Origin of the sequence: Pseudomonas sp. W2I6, assembly GCF_030815935.1 — a bacterium.
Lineage (GTDB): Bacteria > Pseudomonadota > Gammaproteobacteria > Pseudomonadales > Pseudomonadaceae > Aquipseudomonas.
The window spans coordinates 6,667,123-6,685,727 of the sequence record NZ_JAUSXJ010000001.1 but is presented as its reverse complement, the minus strand read 5'-3'; the positions used below and the strand labels follow the sequence as shown (position 1 = coordinate 6,685,727).

Below are 18,605 nucleotides of genomic sequence, written 5' to 3'. Positions count from 1 at the left end.
TATGACGTTTAATATTTCGAAACAGAATACGGTAAGACTCACCTTATTCAAGGGAAAAACGATGACCGTTATGTCGAAAACATCTAAGAGAAAGACCCTGAGGCACTAATACCTCTAATGGATAAGTTTCTGTATCAAGTTGTATGCAATCCCCTTCTCAACACATGCCGAGGCAAAACGCCGGGGTGCATGACACAGGCCGGATACTTCCCGGGCGCTCAATAGGCTCCAACGCAACACACACCCTATTGAACCTCAGAGGACACCACCATGAACCGCAACACCCTCATCGCCAGCAGCCTGTTTGCCTTGCTCAACGTTGCCGCCTTTTCGGCCCAGGCCAGCCCCAAGCTGGATGTACAGCAAGTACTGTCGACCGTGGACGATGGAGGCGCGGCGTGTGGCGTGGTGAATGCGCGGATGACCTACCTGGATTCCCATGGGCAGAAGCGGGTGTTTGAGTACAAGAAATTTGCCGATTCGTGTAACGAAGGCAGCTAAAAGCTGAACGACAAAACCTGTGGCGAGGGAGCTTGCTCCCGCTGGAGTGCGCAGCGCTCCCACTGTTTTGGGCCTGCTGCGCAGCCCAGCGGGAGCAAGCTCCCTCGCCACAAAATTTCATCTGAAGTTAAAAGGCATTAACCGCGAATACGGTGCTCGGTGAACTCATAATCCTCCTGGCAATCGTCGGTCGGGTCCGCCGCCACACCAGGTGCCGTTCTCGGTTTGAATCGGCTGGGTTTGCTGCGCATCGCGGAAAAACGTGATGGTGAAGCGGCCGTCGGGCTTGAGGTTGTTGTTCCAGGACAGGAACTGGCACTTGCCGCTTTCTGCACGCAGGCCTTTCCAGTGATCCAGCGCATGGGATTGGCGGGACTGAGGTGGCTGAAACGAGGCCGCGCAGAGAAAACCCGGTCGGTTGCAAAAATAGTCAGAATTCAGGGGTTTACAGATGCTTGCCAATCGCTATAATCGTCGCCCTAACACGCCGGTATAGCTCAGTTGGTAGAGCAACTGACTTGTAATCAGTAGGTCCCGGGTTCGACTCCTGGTGCCGGCACCATACAAAACGAAGCCCTCGCAGAAATGTGAGGGCTTTGTTGTTTCTAGGGTGTCCCACACCGGCCCTCGCTACCTTCCTGCCTATCTCCTCGCCTTTCTTGTCGCTGACACGCCCATCATGTTTACTGTCAATTGCGCGACAAGTGCCTGCCTGCGCGCCAAAACGGGTTTCAAGTGTATTGCCTTCAAACAGGTTCAAACGCTTATGACGAATGCCACGCCCTCCATCAAACTCAGCACGCTTCGGCAAATAGCACCCTATCTGGGCATGCGAGGGGTGTCGCCGCTGGAGTTCTTTCGACGTTTTGGTATTTCCCCTCATGTTTTTCATCAGGCTGATGGGTGGGTGCCGCGCGCAACCTGCTTTCATATCGCCAATGAAATGGCAGCTATCGCACAGGACCCTTTCGCCGGTGCGTCGGTGGGACACTTGATCGAAGTACGCTCACTTGGCGCCTGGGGCGACTTGATATTGGGCTCGACCAACCTCGCCCAGGCGTGTGCCGTGGCGTCGATTCATACGGAGTTACTGCATCAAGCAAGCGAAGTCAAAATCGTCACCGACGGCCGTACAACGAAACTCATCCACCAATTCACCGGACAGCACGGGGCTGACCCGAAGCAAGTGATTTTCGGCACCCTGGCGCTGCTTAGAAAAGTACCGCTCATGTCCGGTGAGCCTGGCGGCATTCGCGTGCATCTGAAAAACCCCAGGGAAAGAGGAGATGAGGCGCTTGAAGAATACCTGGGGCCGAATCTCGAAATGAACGCGACTTACAACATGATCGAGTTCGACCGTGAGTTGCTCGACACGCCCTTGCTGGCGGTTCGTGATGACGCCTGGAAAGTCACCCAAGCCTTGAAGTCGACCGTTGAAACCGCTGATGTGCTCGCCAAACAGATAGCGGACCAGGAACTGTCCAAACTTGCCACTATTTCAAAAAAGATTGGGCTGTCTCCCCGCACGTTGCAGCGGCGCCTTGAACATTGCGGCATCGACTTCGATGCGCTGCGGGACGAAACACGTCGCAGTGAAGCCTTTCAATTACTGGCCAGCGGTAAATACAGCGCGACCGAGATTGCGTATATGGTCGGCTACAGCGATCCCGCGCACTTTACCCCGCGCCTTCAAGCGTTGGACCGGAAGCCCCCCGTCGCACTATCGCTCCCTCTTGAAACAGGGTCGCTAACCTCCTCCCTTCCTTCCCGTACAACTATTCGGCCCATTTCAGCGGCCATCTTCGCGTGCGCGCTCACTTTGCTTTTGGCACCAAATGGCAAGTTTGCGTCGAGGTGTTCTTATACAGTCAAAAAAATAACGCCAACTTATAAGTCCATGAGGTTTAAATGTCTCACTCATCCACCGCGTGCGCCCTGGCCGTCGCACTGGCAACGTTTGGAAGTGCGTACGCCCAGTCATCCCCGGAGGCGGCAATACCGGTGGGTGTGGATAACTTTACCCGTGCCGAGTCCGACCTCTACTTGGGGAAAATGGTAGCCAGTGGCAGTTTGGGCCGGTTTGTCCATACCCGCGAAGCGGTGCCCATCGACGCCCAAAGTGTGGTGCGGATGAATCGGGACACGCTCTATTCGTCAGCGGTGTTCGACCTGGATGCCGGCCCCGTCACCATTACCTTGCCTGAGGCCGATGGCCGGTTCATGTCGATGGCGGTGATCAATGAGGATCACTACGTCCCCATGGTCACGTACGGCGCCGGCCGCCGGACGCTGACCAAAGAGGCCGTCGGCACACGCTATGTATTTGTGGCTGTGCGCACGTTCTTCAATCCCGCAGATGGCGAAGACCTCGAAAAGGTCCATGCACTGCAGGATGCAATCACCGTCAGCCAGGCCAGGGTCGGGGAGTTCGTAGTGCCCAAGTGGGACCCGACCAGCCAGGCAAAGGTGCGCGAGGCGCTGGAGGTGCTGGGTTCGACGATTCCTGACTACAACCAGTCCTTTGGTCCCAAGGGCACGGTCAACCCAATCCACCACTTGATCGGCACTGCAACAGGCTGGGGCGGGAACCCGGCCAAGGATGCTATTTACCTCGGCGGCGTGGTGTCGCATAACGATGGGAAAACGATTTACCGACTGAAAGTGGGGGATGTCCCTGTCAATAGTTTCTGGTCTGTCAGTGTTTATAACGCCGACGGTTACTTCCAGCAGAATCCCTATGACGCCTATTCGTTGAACAACCTCACCGCCAAGAAGAGTGAGGACGGTTCAATCGTGATCCAGTTCGGCGGTTGCGACGCAAAGATCATTAATTGCCTGCCCACTCCAACCGGCTGGAACTACACCATCAGGCTTTATCAGCCCAGCGAACAAATACTGAATGGCAACTGGAGCTTTCCAAAGCCACAGCCCGTCGCACTCTGATTTGCTGACTCCCGACTTTTATAACTTCGCAAAACTTGCCAATACGTTTGGTTTACGCCAAAGGAAACAAGCGATGACAACCCTCTATGGTTCGACTTTTCTCCAGTACCCGGTGACGCTGATGACAGGTGCAACGCTCGCCTTTGCGATGGTGCTACCTGTACAAGCCAACGATACAAGTGAGCCCTCCGTGACCGTCGGTGGCGGCCTCGCCGTGGGCCCGCTGTACGAAGGCTCTTCTCACTACGCCGCCTTCCCGTCACTGAAACTCAAAGCGGTTTTGCCTACCGAAAACTGGGGCAAATTTACCGCATCCTTCCCGGACGGGCTGCGCTGGGACCTACCGGGTTTGTCGCCTTTCGGGATCGCCCTGTTGCTGGGTTATGACCAGGGGCGCAAGGAAAGAATCCACACCCTGGGCGGGCGTGATGACTACCTCAAGGGGATGGGTAACCTGGACAGCACTGCGCTTGTCGGGGCGGAAGCGTATTGGATGCTGCCGGCCGGTCGCCTGTTCGTGCGTGGCCTGCAAGCCAGCCAGAGCCGCGATTACGGCGGCGAGAGCCTGGGGCGTACCGCGTTCCTGGAAGCCGGTTTCGCCACCGCCTACGCACTGTCTTCAACATTGACCCTCGACTCGACCCTATACGGCACCTGGAGCAATGAGAAAGACATGATGGCGCGCTTCGGCGTCACCGCCCAACAAGCGGCGCGCACCGGCTTCGACGAATACCACCCCGGCGGCGGCATGCGCGACGTGACCTTGAAGCTGGGCCTTACCTGGCAATGGCAACCACAGTTGGCGCTGGAAGGCGGCATCAAGACCTACGCCCTGGTCTCCGACGCCCGCAACAGCCCGCTGACGGGTGAAAACGTGGGCGCAGGCGCCTATCTGAATGCCCTTTACCGGTTTTGATCAGGGAACACTCGATGAAAACACTACATAAGCAGCTGGGATTGGCCGGCCTGCTCTGGTCGGGACTGGTACTTGCCGAAGATGCCGCCACCAAGGTCACCGACCCTCACTTCAAGCTGGCCCCAGGCTATCTGAACTCGGCAGACTTGCCACTGCGCCTGGCGTTGCTGGGCGCTCCGCCAAAGCCCGACTCTGCGGCACTTGCACGGGATGAAGAAGCACGGCGAGCAGCGCTGTCGCTACGCGGTACAGCTCGGGAGAAACTCGCCGCAGCGGATGCGGAGCTGTCATTCCCGGGCCCGGCCAACGCATTCGCCTGTGCGATGGGCACGCCGATCAGCGAGAAAAATACACCGCATCTCTACACCTTGATGCAACGCACCCTGACCGATGCCGGCGGTTCCACCTATGCCGGGAAAAATGCCTACAACCGCACCCGCCCCTTCGTGGCCCATAACGAAGGGACCTGTCGCAAAGACATGGAACCGTTGCTGCGTACCGATGGTTCCTGGCCGTCCGGCCACTCGGCGGCGGGCTGGGCCTGGGGCCTGGTACTGGCGGAAATCAACCCCGCACGGGCTACCGAACTGATGACCCGCGGGTTGTCCTTCGGCCAAAGCCGGGTCATCTGCGATGCGCACTGGCAGAGCGACGTGGATGCAGGCCGCATCATGGGGGCCGCCACGGTGGCGAGCCTGCATGGCAACCCGGCATTCCTGACGGATCTCGCGGCGGCGAAGGAAGAGGTCAAGGCCGCGCAAAAAGCCGGCCTGAAACCTACAGAAGACTGCGCAGCCGAGAGCGTGGCGCTCTCGCTGACCCAGCACTGATCGGGGAAACACCATCATGCACAGTGAGAAACTCCGCTCGGCTTTGCGGCGCAAGCACGCACACCTGGCGCTACTGGCTGGCGCCTTTGTTACCGCCGCGCCCGCCATGGCGGCAGACAACGATAGCTGGACGTTCAACGGCGGACCTTACGTATGGGGCGCCGGCATTCGCGGACACGTGGGTCACAGCAGCACCGGAACACAGTTTATAAAATCCGACTTCTCCGACATCGCCAAGACGGTCGACATGTCGGTGATGCTGATGGGGGAAGCGCGTCGCGGCCCCTACAGCGTACTCGCCGACCTGATGTACATCGACACCGACACCCGCAACCGCCTGCCTGGGGGCGCCAAACTTGAGGTAGAAAGCAAGACCGCCTCCGGGTTCCTGGGTGGCGGCTACACCGTACTGGGTGATGAAAAACGTCGGCTGGATGTCGCCGGTGGCGTGCGCGTCTGGTACAGCGGCACCACCCTCACCTTCCATGGTGGACCTCTTGGGGGCTCATCGGGCTCAGACAATGCGACCTGGGCAGACGCCATGGCGGGACTGCGTGGGCACTATGCCGTGAACGACCGGTTCTGGTTGTCATCCTGGGGAATGGCGGGCGCCGGGCAGTCTCGGGAGGGTTGGGACCTGGCCGCGCTGGCAGGTTGGGAGTTCTGGCCGGGATTTTCAGCAGTGGCTGGGTACCGGGCCATGGGGGTGAATTATCGTCATGACGGGTTTGTGTATGACATTGTCCAGAAGGGGCCACTGCTGGGTATCAGTGGGCGATTCTGAGGTGTTGGGCTAAGTCGCAATATTGTTTTGATTTCACCCGAAAGGATGTCGCGGAGAGCCGGAACATGGTTCAAGAATTCAATCACCACCGTGAATGGATAGCAGCGCTTGATAAGTACGAGAAACTTCTGACTGAAAACCCCGACCTCCGCTGGGAAGGGCTACCGGCCGATCAGCACACCCGCATGGCACTTGGGTTATACAAGCTCAAGTGTTTCGCCGAACGGATGCTTGAAGGCAGCACGGCAATCTGGACCAGACTGGACGCCATGGACGAACTTCGGCTACATCTGATCAGCGAGCACCACTGGACCCTGCAGGACGTGCGGCAGATACAGGACGAAGAGGATTTTGTGTTCCTTCTTCATGATGAGTTGCAACAGATGAAGCTGACCGAGCAAGAGGCTGGACCTGTCCGGCAGTGGACGGATCATCTTGGGTCAAGGGGTGAGTACCAGCAGCACTACAGGGATTTTGCTTCATAGAGGGAGTAGCAGGGAGCAGGGACTGTGAACTGCAACCCAAAGAGTCAATCGGCATACTTCTTCTAGCACACTCAAAAAAGAAAACGCGAATTAGAGCAACTAGATTAATTATTTATCTGCTCAAACTTAATTAATGACAAGCACTGACTTTAAAAATCATCTAACCCTTGAGCGCGCCCTTATTTTTGAGCACACCCAAGGATAAAAAATAGTATAGATCGGAGTTCAGCTTTTTTCACGTTCTCGAGGTGGTGGCGATGCGCGAGAGCTACCGTGAGACGCCTTCAAGGACTCTTGCTTCCAATCAGGCCATTGCTCGACAACCCTACGAGACTCGCTAAGGTGATTGAGAAATTCTTGCTTATTGCTGTTCATATTAGTTTTCCTCTATGTACCTTGATAGCAAAGCGGCGGCTATGGTCTCGCGTTCCATGTACGAACAAGGCAACATCTGGGTACGCAATTTGGCATCATTTTCTTTCCAATCAATGGTTTCGCCGTGATCGGTTTTGCGAGCGACTGGGTACCCGCTACCGAGATTGGTGGAGAATAGGTTAAAAAAGCTCCTAGGTCCAACACCAATAAATGGTTCAAATACTACGTTACAGCTATTTTTATCCAAGGATATCGAATCCGAATGAAACTCCAACGCCTTACTCTTGGGGTACGGTTCGACATATACAACTCTTTTAATACCAGCAGCAACTATGTGCTTAGCACAATTATGGCACGGAAAGGTTGTACAATATAGATCGCTTCCTGCTGTACTAACACCAGATCTAGCACTAGAGAGTAAAGCCTCCATTTCCGCATGGACCACCCTACCGTATTCAGTGATATCTTTAATCTTGCTACTTCTGATAAACGGCGCCAACTTCTCCCTATATTCCTCAGGTACGGACTCTATAATCCCTTCTATAATCAGTTTTTTCTGAATTGCATTTGAGTCTTCTCCCTTCATATAGTCCCGACCGTCGGCAATATCAGTTATTTCCTGCGTTTTATCATCCTTATCTGGCCAATAGAGTCCGCCGTGAGCCCTAGGTACATCATTCGCACCAGTGGAAATAATGCACCGATTCTTCGTGAGAACCGCCCCAACCTGCCGGGAGAGATCTGCGGACCGTAATGAAGCTGAGAACGCCATAAACATCGCGTACTCATCAAATGTTGGAGTTATATAAGGCTTACCAAAAAGCAAATCTAATATTCTCCATATTTGCTTTTTTAACGAATCCGAGTTCCCATTATAATCTATGAAAAAGTCAGAAAGGTGATATGTATCTCTTGTATGTTGACCATACTCTTCTCTTTCATCCGCATCACGCTCGATTAGCCTAGAAGCTTGTTCCTCCGACATTGACTTATCTTTTGTCAAAAACTCGTGCCGCCTTGTATGATCGGCATGCACACCAATTAGAAAAAACCCATCAGAATATATCTTTCTTAATTTTTGAACCTCGGCAGGACTTTTTAATGAATTCACTATAAAGGCACTTCGCCTAAGAGGCTCTTGAGTTTTTCTTATTTTATTTATTTGAGCTGCCGCACCTAATGCCAATATAGAATTATCTTGACTCTCCTTACGCAGCCTATTCCCCTCCTCCATATAAGAACTAATCCTATCAAACTCATGTATTGTGCCTGATGGGTTACCTATATTTGCAATTATGTCAGTGGAAATCTTAATGTTCCGCGCATCATACTTGAAAACCTTTAAGCGATCGGATATCAGCTTCGATACTTCTGGCAAATCCGTACCGATAGTGCCAACCAAGCCAATAATTAATTCAGAATCAGCATATGTATCGTCTATAAAGTAGGTACTTTCCGAAGTATCCTCTATAGAAAGTTGTGCAACTATATGCTCAGCACTATCAATTACATTTCGAGAGTACTCTGTACCTTGAAGCTCTGTATTTAGTAGCGGCTCAACCGAAAGTCTGAGTTTTTCTGCTGAATGAGGTTTCCCCTGAAATAAAATACCTCCAGTAGAGGGATACCAGTTTAATATCCCCTTACTTCTAGTCTTGAACTGATACTGATTTTTATTTATTTCCACCCATTCTCCTGCTGAGGATATCGGTGCCAATTTTTTCTTAAGTTCCTCAAAGCTCCCATCGAACCGCATAGCCACGCCCCACACATTAAATTCTTATTAAATAATAAAACCTATCACCCCACGTCATGACGATAGAGACTAGTCTCTAATGCGTCAGCTTGCCAAGCTGTTGAAACAATTTAATCACCCGCCTCTTCAGCGCGGTAATAAGCTGTCTTTCATCAGTTAAATGCAACTTCACCATCACGCTGCAAACGCGTGCCCTCGCTGCTCTTATATTATTTTTTGGGGATTCCATATTTTATGTTCAGGAATAATTTTTTATAACCAAACGTGTCTTCTCAATTGCATCACTCCCACTACCACGCTACCCTCCCCCCGTCGCTGCAAATTCAGCGACCGGGCCTGATAACCCGGCAAGATGCAGGCGCAACAGCGCCCCACAACCACGATGTGCAGGCGTTTTTTTACGCCCGCCATTTCGTGCAATGGCGGCTGTGCGTGGGAGACCTTCGGGTCTGCCGGGTTCCTGTATCTCCGGTTTATCAGCCTGCGCACAGCTGCCACCCATTCGCCTGATAACGAACGTGGTAGCTCTCACTTGATATGGGAGTTTTACCGATGAGCGCTCCAAATCCGTCTGGCCTCACTACCCTCGGCGTTACCCCTTTTTCATTTCATTCCGACCAGCCTCTGTTCCGCGTTAACAGCGGGGTTTCCCTGAGCGAAGCGCTGTCTCACGTTTCCGATTTGCTGCATGTGGCCAAGCTGTTGGCGGAGGATGCGGCGATGATTCGGGATACGGACCGATACGCCTGGGCTTCGCACTATTTGCAGGAGATGAGCAAGGCAGTGATTGATGATGTGGTGAAGGTGTTGGAGTCGCCGGGCAATAATCTGTAGGTGTGTCAGGTTGTGAGTGTGTTGGCTGGGCCATCGCCATCGCGGGCAAGCCCGGCTCCCACATTTGTTCTTTGTTGTTTGTTTTAGAGTGTCTGGCTAGAAGCCGCCACACAAAAAACGCCCCGAACCATCACGGTCCAGGGCGTTTTTTATTCAGCCGTAGCGCTTAGTGCCCAGCACTCTGCCCACCGTCCACATGCAGAATTTCCCCGGTCACAAACCCAGCCGATTCCAGGTACACAATCGCCTGCGCAATATCCCGCGCTTCACCCATATGCCCCACCGGATGCAGGCTGCCCAACGCCGCATGCGTCTCTTCCCCATGCATCGGCGTCTTGATAATCCCTGGGCTCACCGCGTTCACGCGAATCCCGCGCTTGGCGTATTCAATCGCCAGCGATTTGGTCGCCGAGTTCAGCCCGCCTTTGGTCAGCGAGGCCAGCACCGACGGCACGCCATCAATCGCGTGGTCCACCAGGCTGGTGGTGATGTTGACGATGTGCCCGGCGCCCTGTTTCAGCATCTCGGTAATCGCCAGTTGGGTGATGTAGAAGAACCCGTTCAGGTTCACCGCCAACACGTTTACGTAGTCTTCGTGGGTGTAGCTGGTGAACGGTTTGGCAACGAAGATCCCGGCGTTGTTGATCAGGCTGTCGATGCGGCCAAAACGCGCTACGCCTTCGCGGATGACGCGCTCGGCGGTGGCCGGGTCGGCGATGTCGCCGGCCACGGTGAGGATGTCCGGATCCGTCGACGGTTTTTGATCGACCGGGAGGTGGCAACCACGCGGTAATCCAGCTCGCGGTAAGCCTTCACTGCAGCAGCGCCCAGGCCTTGGGATGCGCCGGTGATCACAACGACTTTTTTCGAATTGCTCATGATGAAACCTCTATATGGAAAATGGGATGGTTCAAGCAGCCGCGGCGGACATTTCCCGCAGCATCTGTTCGTAGTAACTGACTGATTGCGACCCGGAGACCAGCTGGCGGCCATTGAGGACCATGGCCGGTACGGAGTTGATGCCGTGCTCGCGGTAGAACGCTTCCAGCGCGCGCACTTCATTGGCGTAGGCGGTAGAGCCCAGCACCCGTCGTGCGCCTTCAATATCCAGCCCGGCTTCGGCGGCCAGACCCGCCAGGGTTTCGTGATCGCTGACGTTCTGGCCATCGCTGAAATACCCGCGCAACAGCGCCTTTTTCAGCTCGAGCTGGCGCCCTTGCTGCAACGCCCAGAACAGCAACCGATGGGCGTCGAAGGTGTTGTAGAAGTGGCTGCGTTTTTCCAGGTCGAAGGTGAAGCCGATGGCCGCACCCCGCTCCATCAACATCCTTTTGCCGCTGGCAACTTCTTCAGCGCTGCGCCCGTATTTGCGCATCATGTGGGCAACGGCGTTTTCGCCTTCGGCCGGCATGTCGGGGTTGAGTTCGAAGGGTTTGAAGGTCAGTTCAACCTTCACTTCGCCCGCCAGGTTGTCGATGGCTTGCTCCAGGGCGGTGACGCCGAGGGCGCACCACGGGCACACCACGTCGGAGATGAAGTCGATGGTGACGGGCGTGCTCATGACGGATTTTCCGCGAGCTGTTTGCGGTACTGGGTGGTGGTGATGCCGGCGTAGCCCCAGTTATCGGTGTCGACTTCTTCGATGACGATGTGGGTCAGGTCGGGGCGTTTGTTGAGGACGCGTTCGAGGGTTTCGGTGATTTCGGCAATGACCTGGGCTTTCTGCTCCGAGGTAACGCCGTCGCGGGTGATACGTACGCTGACAAATGGCATGACAAGGCTCCAGTGACTTGCCCATCGACATGGTGGGCAGGCAGTGAGGCCAATTTAAGAGGTTGCCTGAGGTGGATAAAGGTGGGGCGGAGTACTTCATTAGTGATGCTATGTAATCAATCGAGACGTCCGGCGCTGCGTTTTTTTTACTGCTCCCTGGAATAACCGCCCTCCCCGCGCGTCTTGCCTACAGGCTAAAGGCAGGCTGCAAACGCCTTGAGTGCTGGCCGATAACCCCTCACTTACGGACGTGCCCCACATGCTTAAATCCACAGTCAAAACCCTGTTGCTGCCTACACTGATGGCCGCCGCGATGCTCACAGGCCAGGCCTATGCCGCCACCCCGGCGCTATCGGACACCACCGTGGTGCTGGTGCACGGCGCCTTTGCCGATGGCTCCAGCTGGAACAAGGTGATTCCGTTGTTGCAGGCCAAAGGCTTGAAGGTGGTGGCGGTGCAAAACCCGCTGACGTCCCTGGCCGATGATGTGGCCGCCGCCCAGCGGGTGATTGATGCCCAGAGTGGGCGGGTGGTTCTGGTGGGCCATTCGTGGGCCGGCAGTGTGATCACACAGGGCGGCACCAGCGACAAGGTCAAGGCACTGGTTTATGTGGCCGCGTTCGCGCCGTCCGAGGGCCAGAGTTCTGCCGAGTCCGAGAAAGGCTACCCAACCCCGCCGGGTATCGAGACCATCAATGCCGACGCTTCCGGCTACCTGTATTTGCCCGCCGCGTCCGTGGCGAAAAACTTCGCCCAGGACTTGCCTGCCGACCAGGCCAACCTGATTGCCGTGACCCAGGGGCCGATTCTGGGCAAGGCGTTCGACGATAAAATCACGGTCGCCGCCTGGAAAACCAAACCCAACTATTACATCGTCGCCGCCAAGGACCGCATGATCGACCCGGGCCTGGAGCAGGCCTACGCGAAGAAAATCAATGCCACCACCACCGTGGTGCAAACCAGCCATGTGCCGATGCTGTCGCAGCCGCAAAAGGTCGCAGATGTGATCATCGCAGCCGCCAGCAAGCGCTGATCGCAGGCATAAAAAAACCCCGAACCAGTCGGGGTTTTTTATCGCCTTGAATCAGGCGCGACGCCGAATCAATTAGAAAACGTTGATTGGGTAGTCGGCGAACAGGCGGATCTCGTTACCACCCACGTTGTAGTTGCTGGCGTTGTTGGAAACGCGCAACCACGACGCACGGGCACGCAGGCTCAGGTCTTTGGCCGGGCCGCTCTGTACTACGTATTTGAACTGGTTGAAGATTTCACGCTCGGTGCCACTGCCGCGGTTGGAACCGTCGTCAATGTTGGTGCCGCGCACGTAGGCGATGTTGTAGGTCAGGCCAGGCACGCCGAAGGCGCTGAAGTCCAGGCCGTAGCCTGCTTGCCAGGAGCGCTCGTCCTTGCCGTTGAAGTCAGACCAGTAGGAGTTGGCCAGCAGGATGGTGTTGCCACCGTCGCCGATGCCGCCTGCGTTGCGGTAGCCGCCGTACAGGTAACCGGTGTCACCGGTGCTGCGCTGGTGAGCCACGGTGAAGCTGTGCGGGCCAACGGCCCACGTGGCGCCCAGGCTCCAGATTTTGTTGTCGCGAGCGTCGGCGTCACCTTGGTTTTCCAGGGCGAAGCTACGGTCGAGCTTGGTCTTGTAGCCGTTGAAGTCGAAGGTCAACGATTGCTTCTCTGGCAGGGCCAGCACGTAGTTGACGTTGACGTATTGCTTCTTCAGCACGTCCTGCATGTTGGAAGCGTAGAGCGCTGCCGACAGGCTTTCGGTGAATTTGTAGCTACCGCCGATGTAGTCGATGCTTTTCAGCGCGCCACTGTCGGAACCCTCGGCGCTCTTGCGAGCTTCCTTGGTGAAGTGACCAGCGTCCAGCTGCAGGCCGGCGATTTCCTTGGAGACGATCGAGGTACCGGTATAGGTTTCGGACAACAGGCGGGAGTTGTCGTATTCCAGGACCGGCACGGCTGGCATCTGATCACCGTACTTGATCACGGTGTTGGAGATGCGTGCCTTGACGGCAGCGCCGCCCTTGGCCAGGTCGTTGGCCGCTTCGCCGCTGTCGCCTTGCTTGAAGAAGTCGATACCGCCAGCGCCGCTGCGACCTTTACCACCATCCAGGCGAATGGCGTATTGGCCGATCACGTCCACACCCACACCAACGGTGCCTTGGGTGAAACCGGATTCGAACTTGCCGATGAAGCCCTGGCCCCATTCGGCTTTGTCTTGCTTGCCGTTTTTGTAGTCGCGGCTGATGTAAGCGTTGCGTGCCGCGATGTTCAGGTGGCTGTCTTCAACAAAACCCTTCGATTGGGATTGGTCGTCAGCCATTGCTTGCGTAGCGCTCAAAATCCCCAGAGCGATCAGCCCCATCCGTTGCTTCAACATTTTCTTATATTCCTTATTACTGGTTGAGTACGCGCTGTGACACCAGGCTCCGTGTTGCTTTTCTGGTGTCGACTTTCCCAGATAAAAAAAGGCCCGCGGACGACGTGAAATGCCGCGGGCCTTTTTTTATTGGGGAAGTCATGGCGGTTAGCCACAGGCGTTGGGGCGAATCCTATCCGCGCCCTTTACTGTGTGTCAATTTCGTGAATCTTCTGTATTTAGGCTAAAAAAGTCTAAGAAACATTAAATAGCCATCATTGCGCAAGGCTCTATCAAGCGCTTCCTGGATCTGCACACCCCTGCAGGCCACACATTGGTGCACTCGATTGGGTGGGTTGAATCGAAATTGCGACTCTTTGTCTCAGCCACTCAACGAAGGCTTCTGGCTTGCCCAACCAGGGGCTGATATCGAGCAATTGCAGTTGCCCATTCTGCTCCAGGGCCAGCGTGGGGAAGCCCTGGCCACCGACTTTTGCCAGCCATTGGCGGCTGTCATTGATGTGCGCTTGAGTTGCTGCGCCAAGGATTTCACTGAAAGCGGCGGTGAAGGCTTGGGGATCCAAACCGATGAATTCGGCCAGGGTCAGCAGCACGTCCCTTATCGGCAATTCGGCGACCTTCGACGTAGTGCGCCGTTTGCAGACGCGCCAATAATTCCAGCCCGCGACCGGCAATTTTTTCTGCCGCCAGCACGGCGCTGGTCGGCGGGGCTGAATCGAACACCGCAGTATGGTCCCGCAACAAACCTTCGAAATACGCCTCGCCAAACGGTTGCCCGGTGTACTCGGCGATGCGCCGGTCGTGGGGCATTACGTAGTCACGCAACTGCGGCGATACGGATTGGCGATTCGCGCCGGTCATCATGCCGCCGCCGTGCAACTGGATCGGTAACACGCTCCGGGCGGCGCTCAGGAGCGGCTCGGCGCCGTAACACCAGCCGCACAGCGGGTCGTAAATGTAGTGAAGTGTGGCTGCCGACATGACGGGCTCCGATGGATATTGATGCCCGGCAGATTAGTCTTACGCACAATTGGGAAAAACCCCGGATCGGCTTTCAGACTGTTTCGAGAATCGGTCGAATACCCTTGAAAAACATACGCCGTAACATTTTTCAGAAAGGTCCGCCTAGGAATAGATAACCTGCGCAAATAGTAAGCATTACCATTAACGCGCTTTTATTCTGCCAACCTTTTTGGATACACACCCCGATGCCTGCCCTTCGCCTGACGCCCATGACCCTTGGGCTCTCTGTCCTGCTGTCTGCCGGATTTACCTGCGCTGCCACTGTCCTGCCGGAAACCTCCGTGAGCGCCGAAGCTGACGAGGACGACCCGCGCGTCAAGGAAACCAGCACCGCCACCCGCACCGCCACACCCGTGCGTTATGTGCCCCAGGCCATCGACTCGGTAAAAACCGACAACCTGCGTTCCTACGGCACCAATGACCTGGGCCAGGCCTTGAGCGGTATACCCAACGTCAGCAGCGGCGCCGACACACGGTTCGACAGCCTGCGCATCCGCGGCTTCGACGCCAGCAACGACTTCTACCTGGACGGTGTTCGCGACGACAGCCAATACGTGCGCGACCTGCACAACATCGAACGCATCGAAGTACTCAAGGGCCCGGCAGCCGTGTTGTACGGCCGCGGCGGCCAGGGCGGCATCGTCAACCGTGTGAGCAAGCTGCCCCAGGCCGGTCGCGCCTCCAGCATCGAGGCCCAGGGCGGCAGCAATGATTTGCGCAGCCTGTACGCCGACCTCAGCACCGACCCCACCGACACCATCAGCCTGCGCCTGAACATGGGCAACCAGGACAACAACAGTTTCCGCGACGGCGTCAGCGGCAATCGCCAACTGTTTGCGCCGTCCATGAGCTGGCAACTGAGCCCCGACCTGAACTGGCTGGTGCAGTACGAATACAGCCGCTACAACCGCACGCCGGACCGGGGCATTCCCGGGGTCAATGGGCGGCCGGCGGATGTCAGCCGCGGCACCACTTATGGTGACAAGCGCGATTACATCGACGACACGTCCCAATCCCTGCGTTCGCGGCTTGCCTATGAGCTGAACGACAGTTGGCAACTGCGCCATACGTTGGGCGTGTTCACCCTAGACAGCGACTTCGATAACACCTACGCCGTCAGCTACGACCCAAAAACCGGCAAGGTCGGGCGCCAGCGCTGGCAGCAGGACTTGACCACCCGCAACATCCTCAACAACGTCGAACTGGAAGGCGGCTTCACCACCTTCGGCCTGGAGCATCGCTTGCTCACCGGAGTGGAATTGGGCAACCAGCGCCGTGACCCGAAACTCTATCGAGCGCCGCTCGCCGCCGTGCCGAGCGTGGATGTGTACAACCCCAACCCGGACCTGCGCCACTACGGTCGCCTGCCGGCATTCAGCAGCAGTCACACCGAAGCGCAAAGCCAGGGCGTGTATGTGCAGGACCAACTGCGCCTGAACGATCAATGGCAACTGCTCGCCGGTTTGCGCTATGACCGTTTTGATGTGGAGTCCACCAACAAACTGACCAACGCCTCGGAACAGGTCGTGAGCCACAGCACCAGCCCGCGCGTGGGCCTGGTCTGGACGCCGCTGGAACACCATTCGTTCTATGCCTCGTGGAGCAAGACGTTCTCGCCGACCGGCGGCGGCCTGATCGGCATCACGCCCAATGCCACGGGCAACGCCAACGACCTGAGCCCTGAGCTGACCAAACAGAAGGAAATCGGGGTCAAGAGCGACTGGCTCGACGACCGCCTGAGCACTACCCTGGCGGTGTATGAACTGGAGCTCTACAACCGCCGCACCCGCGACCCGCTGGACCCGACCATCACCCTGCTCAGCGGCGAGCAGCGTTCCCGTGGCGTGGAGTTGACCGCTACCGGCAAGATCATCGGCAACTGGTACGTGCGCGGTGGCGTCGGCCTGCAGGACGCCACGGTGGTGAAAGACAACAATGGCTTTGAAGGCAAGCGCATCAGCGACGTGGCCAAGCGCAACGCGAGCCTGTTCGTCACCTGGAAACCGGAGATGGGCTGGTACGCGGAAACCGGGCTGACGCTGGTGGGTGAGCGCTATGCGGATAACGCCAACACGGTGGCGTTGCCGGGTTATGGGCGTTGGGACGCACTGGCCGGGTTCCGGCAGAAGGAATGGGATGTGCGGGCGGCGCTGAACAATATCAGCGACAAGACATACTACGCGTCAGCGACGAGTGCGGCGCAGATTCAGTTCGGCGACCCGCGCAGTCTGGTGGTGACCGGAACCTACAGTTTCTAACAGGCTTGCGTGGCGAGGGAGCTTGCTCCCGCTGGGGTGCGAAGCGCCCCCAAAATAGGCGACTGTGTTTTTTCAGATAGAACTCGATGATCTGTTTTGGGGCTGCTGCGCAGCCCAGCGGGAGCAAGCTCCCTCACCACAAGGTCCAGTGCAACATTGAAAACAACCGTCAGCCTTGCATCAATTCACACAACGCCTGCACCTCGTCCTCGCTGAACAGCCCCGCCGGGTACCGTTCGCTCATCACCCGGCGCGGGTCGGGCGTCCTGATCTGCCTCGAACCGTTTGCCTTCAACCAGAGCGCCAGCGCGTGGATCGCGTCACCGTTCACCCGCAAAGGGTGGAACGTGCGCGTGTACATCAGGTTGATATCGGCATTCATTTCAGCGCTCTCTCCGACGGCATGAGCGGCTAACTTACTCAAGGTTTATGACAGAACCGCTTAGTCATACACCGTGCTGTGTGTCGCAACAGCGATACAAGAGCTATGCCAATGTGCCCGGTTTGTCGGCACTTGCACACAAAAAAGCCCGCGAACCTGACGGGCCGCGGGCTTGCCGTGAGCGCGCAAAACATGGCGCACTCGATTGCCGTTAAACCCGGCACCAGGCTGTTACAAGTGCACTCAGTTTTTGTGCGGGGCCGGCTGTTGCTGGGTCAGGCAGTGGATGTTGCCGCCCCCTAGTAACAGTTCGCGGCCAGGCACCATCACCACTTCATGCTGCGGGAACAGGCTCTGCAGAATCTCCTTGGCGCGGCTGTCCAGCGGGTCGTCGAAGCTCGGCGCGATGATGCCACCGTTGACGATCAGGAAGTTGACGTAGGAACCGGCCAACCGCACGGTGGGATTGCGCTCCTGGGTGCCGTCTACCGGGTCCACGCCTGCGCATTCTTCCTCGGTGGCGTACAGCGGCCCCGGGATCGGCATTTTATGCACTGTGAACGAGCGGCCCTGGGCGTCGGTGCTGCTTTGCAGTACGTCCATGGCGGCATGGCAGCGCGCATAGTTCGGGTCTTGCGGGTCGTCGGTCCAGGCCAGCAACACTTCGCCCGGGCGTACGTAGCAGCAGAAGTTATCCACATGCCCGTCGGTTTCGTCGTTGAACAGGCCATCCGGCAACCAGATGATCTTATCCACCGCCAGGTTGGCGCTGAGCACCGCTTCGATTTCCTCACGCTGCAGGTGCGGGTTGCGATTGCGGTTAAGCAGGCATTCTTCGGTGGTGATCAGGGTGCCTTCGCCGTCGACGTGGATCGAACCGCCTTCCAGCACAAACCCTTCGGTGCGATAACGCGGGCTGCGCTCGATCTCGAGGATCTTGCCGCCCACCTGGGAGTCGCGGTTCCACGGCGAGTACAAGCCACCATCAAAACCGCCCCAGGCGTTGAAGTCCCAGTTCACACCGCGCACTTCACCGCTGTTGTTGATCACGAAGGTCGGCCCGGTATCGCGGACCCAGGCGTCGTCGCTGGACATTTCCACCAGGCGAATATTCGGCACGTCCAGGCGCGCCCGGGCGTTTTCGTACTGGCCGGCCGAGACCGCCACGGTCACCGGTTCAAAACGTGCGATGGCCTTGGCCACCGCCACATGGGCGGCCTGCGCCGGCTTGCCGCCCAGGCGCCAGTTGTCCGGGCGCTCGGGCCAGATCATCCAGGTCTGGGTCTGTGGCGCCCATTCGGCAGGCATGTAGAAGCCGTCGGCGCGGGGGGTGCTGTGCAAAGTGGTCATGGC

At 57.0% G+C, this 18,605-nt stretch carries 15 protein-coding genes, 1 tRNA gene and 4 pseudogenes; 11 read left to right on the top strand and 9 right to left on the bottom strand.

Features of this window, described 5'->3' with window-relative positions:
* Nucleotides 1-270: 270 nt before the first annotated feature.
* Nucleotides 271-501 carry a DUF2790 domain-containing protein gene (locus tag QF039_RS30925; RefSeq protein WP_003218078.1) on the top strand — a complete coding sequence of 77 codons (231 nt, stop codon included), beginning with the start codon at nucleotides 271-273 and terminating at the stop codon, nucleotides 499-501.
* A gap of 137 nt (nucleotides 502-638) precedes the next feature.
* On the opposite strand, the pseudogene QF039_RS30920 reads toward QF039_RS30925, so the two are convergent.
* A pseudogene (locus QF039_RS30920) lies at nucleotides 639-942 on the bottom strand (hypothetical protein).
* A gap of 45 nt (nucleotides 943-987) precedes the next feature.
* On the opposite strand from QF039_RS30920, the gene QF039_RS30915 reads away from it, so the two are divergent.
* From QF039_RS30915 to QF039_RS30885, 7 genes and pseudogenes are all read left to right on the top strand, one after another.
* Nucleotides 988-1,063: transfer RNA gene (locus tag QF039_RS30915), tRNA-Thr, on the top strand.
* Nucleotides 1,064-1,267: 204 nt separating this feature from the next.
* A pseudogene (locus QF039_RS30910) lies at nucleotides 1,268-2,252 on the top strand (helix-turn-helix domain-containing protein).
* Nucleotides 2,253-2,409: 157 nt separating this feature from the next.
* The gene (locus QF039_RS30905; RefSeq protein ID WP_307522311.1) at nucleotides 2,410-3,444 is read left to right on the top strand and encodes a DUF1254 domain-containing protein; all 1,035 of its coding nucleotides are present in this window, start codon (nucleotides 2,410-2,412) and stop codon (nucleotides 3,442-3,444) included.
* A 73-nt stretch (nucleotides 3,445-3,517) separates the two neighbouring features.
* Nucleotides 3,518-4,360 (top strand): MipA/OmpV family protein, encoded by an 843-nt coding sequence (locus QF039_RS30900; RefSeq protein ID WP_307522309.1) that lies wholly within the window; start codon nucleotides 3,518-3,520, stop codon nucleotides 4,358-4,360.
* A 14-nt stretch (nucleotides 4,361-4,374) separates the two neighbouring features.
* Entirely contained in the window at nucleotides 4,375-5,190 is an 816-nt protein-coding gene (locus QF039_RS30895) for a phosphatase PAP2 family protein (RefSeq protein ID WP_134325564.1), read from the top strand.
* Between the two features lie 16 nt (nucleotides 5,191-5,206).
* The gene (locus QF039_RS30890) at nucleotides 5,207-5,974 is read left to right on the top strand and encodes a hypothetical protein (protein ID WP_373462070.1); all 768 of its coding nucleotides are present in this window, start codon (nucleotides 5,207-5,209) and stop codon (nucleotides 5,972-5,974) included.
* Nucleotides 5,975-6,039: 65 nt separating this feature from the next.
* The gene (locus QF039_RS30885) at nucleotides 6,040-6,459 is read left to right on the top strand and encodes a hypothetical protein (protein WP_307522306.1); all 420 of its coding nucleotides are present in this window, start codon (nucleotides 6,040-6,042) and stop codon (nucleotides 6,457-6,459) included.
* A 376-nt stretch (nucleotides 6,460-6,835) separates the two neighbouring features.
* On the opposite strand, the gene QF039_RS30880 is transcribed toward QF039_RS30885, so the two are convergent.
* Nucleotides 6,836-8,590, bottom strand: a complete 1,755-nt coding sequence (locus QF039_RS30880) for an anti-phage dCTP deaminase (RefSeq protein ID WP_218571481.1) — start codon at nucleotides 8,588-8,590, stop codon at nucleotides 6,836-6,838.
* Between the two features lie 552 nt (nucleotides 8,591-9,142).
* Here QF039_RS30880 and QF039_RS30875 point away from each other — a divergent pair.
* On the top strand, nucleotides 9,143-9,424 hold the full coding sequence (locus tag QF039_RS30875) for a DUF3077 domain-containing protein (protein ID WP_134325561.1): 282 nt from the start codon (nucleotides 9,143-9,145) through the stop codon (nucleotides 9,422-9,424).
* Between the two features lie 166 nt (nucleotides 9,425-9,590).
* On the opposite strand, the pseudogene QF039_RS30870 reads toward QF039_RS30875, so the two are convergent.
* The 3 genes and pseudogenes from QF039_RS30870 to QF039_RS30860 form a co-directional block, all read right to left on the bottom strand.
* A pseudogene (locus QF039_RS30870) lies at nucleotides 9,591-10,303 on the bottom strand (SDR family NAD(P)-dependent oxidoreductase).
* A gap of 31 nt (nucleotides 10,304-10,334) precedes the next feature.
* Nucleotides 10,335-10,985, bottom strand: coding sequence for a DsbA family oxidoreductase (locus QF039_RS30865; protein ID WP_307522303.1), 651 nt, complete (start codon nucleotides 10,983-10,985; stop codon nucleotides 10,335-10,337).
* Nucleotides 10,982-11,197 carry a 4-oxalocrotonate tautomerase family protein gene (locus tag QF039_RS30860; protein ID WP_003218111.1) on the bottom strand — a complete coding sequence of 72 codons (216 nt, stop codon included), beginning with the start codon at nucleotides 11,195-11,197 and terminating at the stop codon, nucleotides 10,982-10,984. Before QF039_RS30860 ends, QF039_RS30865 begins: the two co-directional genes overlap by 4 nt.
* Nucleotides 11,198-11,456: 259 nt before the next feature.
* Between QF039_RS30860 and QF039_RS30855 the strand changes: the two genes are divergently transcribed.
* Nucleotides 11,457-12,230 (top strand): alpha/beta hydrolase, encoded by a 774-nt coding sequence (locus tag QF039_RS30855; protein WP_307522299.1) that lies wholly within the window; start codon nucleotides 11,457-11,459, stop codon nucleotides 12,228-12,230.
* A 72-nt stretch (nucleotides 12,231-12,302) separates the two neighbouring features.
* On the opposite strand, the gene QF039_RS30850 is transcribed toward QF039_RS30855, so the two are convergent.
* Together QF039_RS30850 and QF039_RS30845 are read right to left on the bottom strand one after the other, a co-directional pair.
* Complete coding sequence (locus QF039_RS30850) at nucleotides 12,303-13,589, bottom strand: OprD family porin (RefSeq protein WP_003218115.1); 1,287 nt, start codon at nucleotides 13,587-13,589, stop codon at nucleotides 12,303-12,305.
* A gap of 272 nt (nucleotides 13,590-13,861) precedes the next feature.
* Nucleotides 13,862-14,570 (bottom strand): annotated as a pseudogene (locus QF039_RS30845) (DsbA family protein).
* A gap of 227 nt (nucleotides 14,571-14,797) precedes the next feature.
* On the opposite strand from QF039_RS30845, the gene QF039_RS30840 reads away from it, so the two are divergent.
* Nucleotides 14,798-16,870: a TonB-dependent siderophore receptor gene (locus tag QF039_RS30840; RefSeq protein WP_177040756.1), complete on the top strand. Its 2,073-nt coding sequence runs from the start codon at nucleotides 14,798-14,800 to the stop codon at nucleotides 16,868-16,870.
* A gap of 169 nt (nucleotides 16,871-17,039) precedes the next feature.
* Here the strand turns inward: QF039_RS30840 and QF039_RS30835 are convergent, their stop codons facing one another.
* On the bottom strand, nucleotides 17,040-17,252 hold the full coding sequence (locus tag QF039_RS30835) for a hypothetical protein (RefSeq protein WP_003213240.1): 213 nt from the start codon (nucleotides 17,250-17,252) through the stop codon (nucleotides 17,040-17,042).
* Between the two features lie 243 nt (nucleotides 17,253-17,495).
* Entirely contained in the window at nucleotides 17,496-18,602 is a 1,107-nt protein-coding gene (gene aguA, locus QF039_RS30830; protein WP_102604451.1) for an agmatine deiminase, read from the bottom strand.
* Nucleotides 18,603-18,605: the final 3 nt, after the last annotated feature.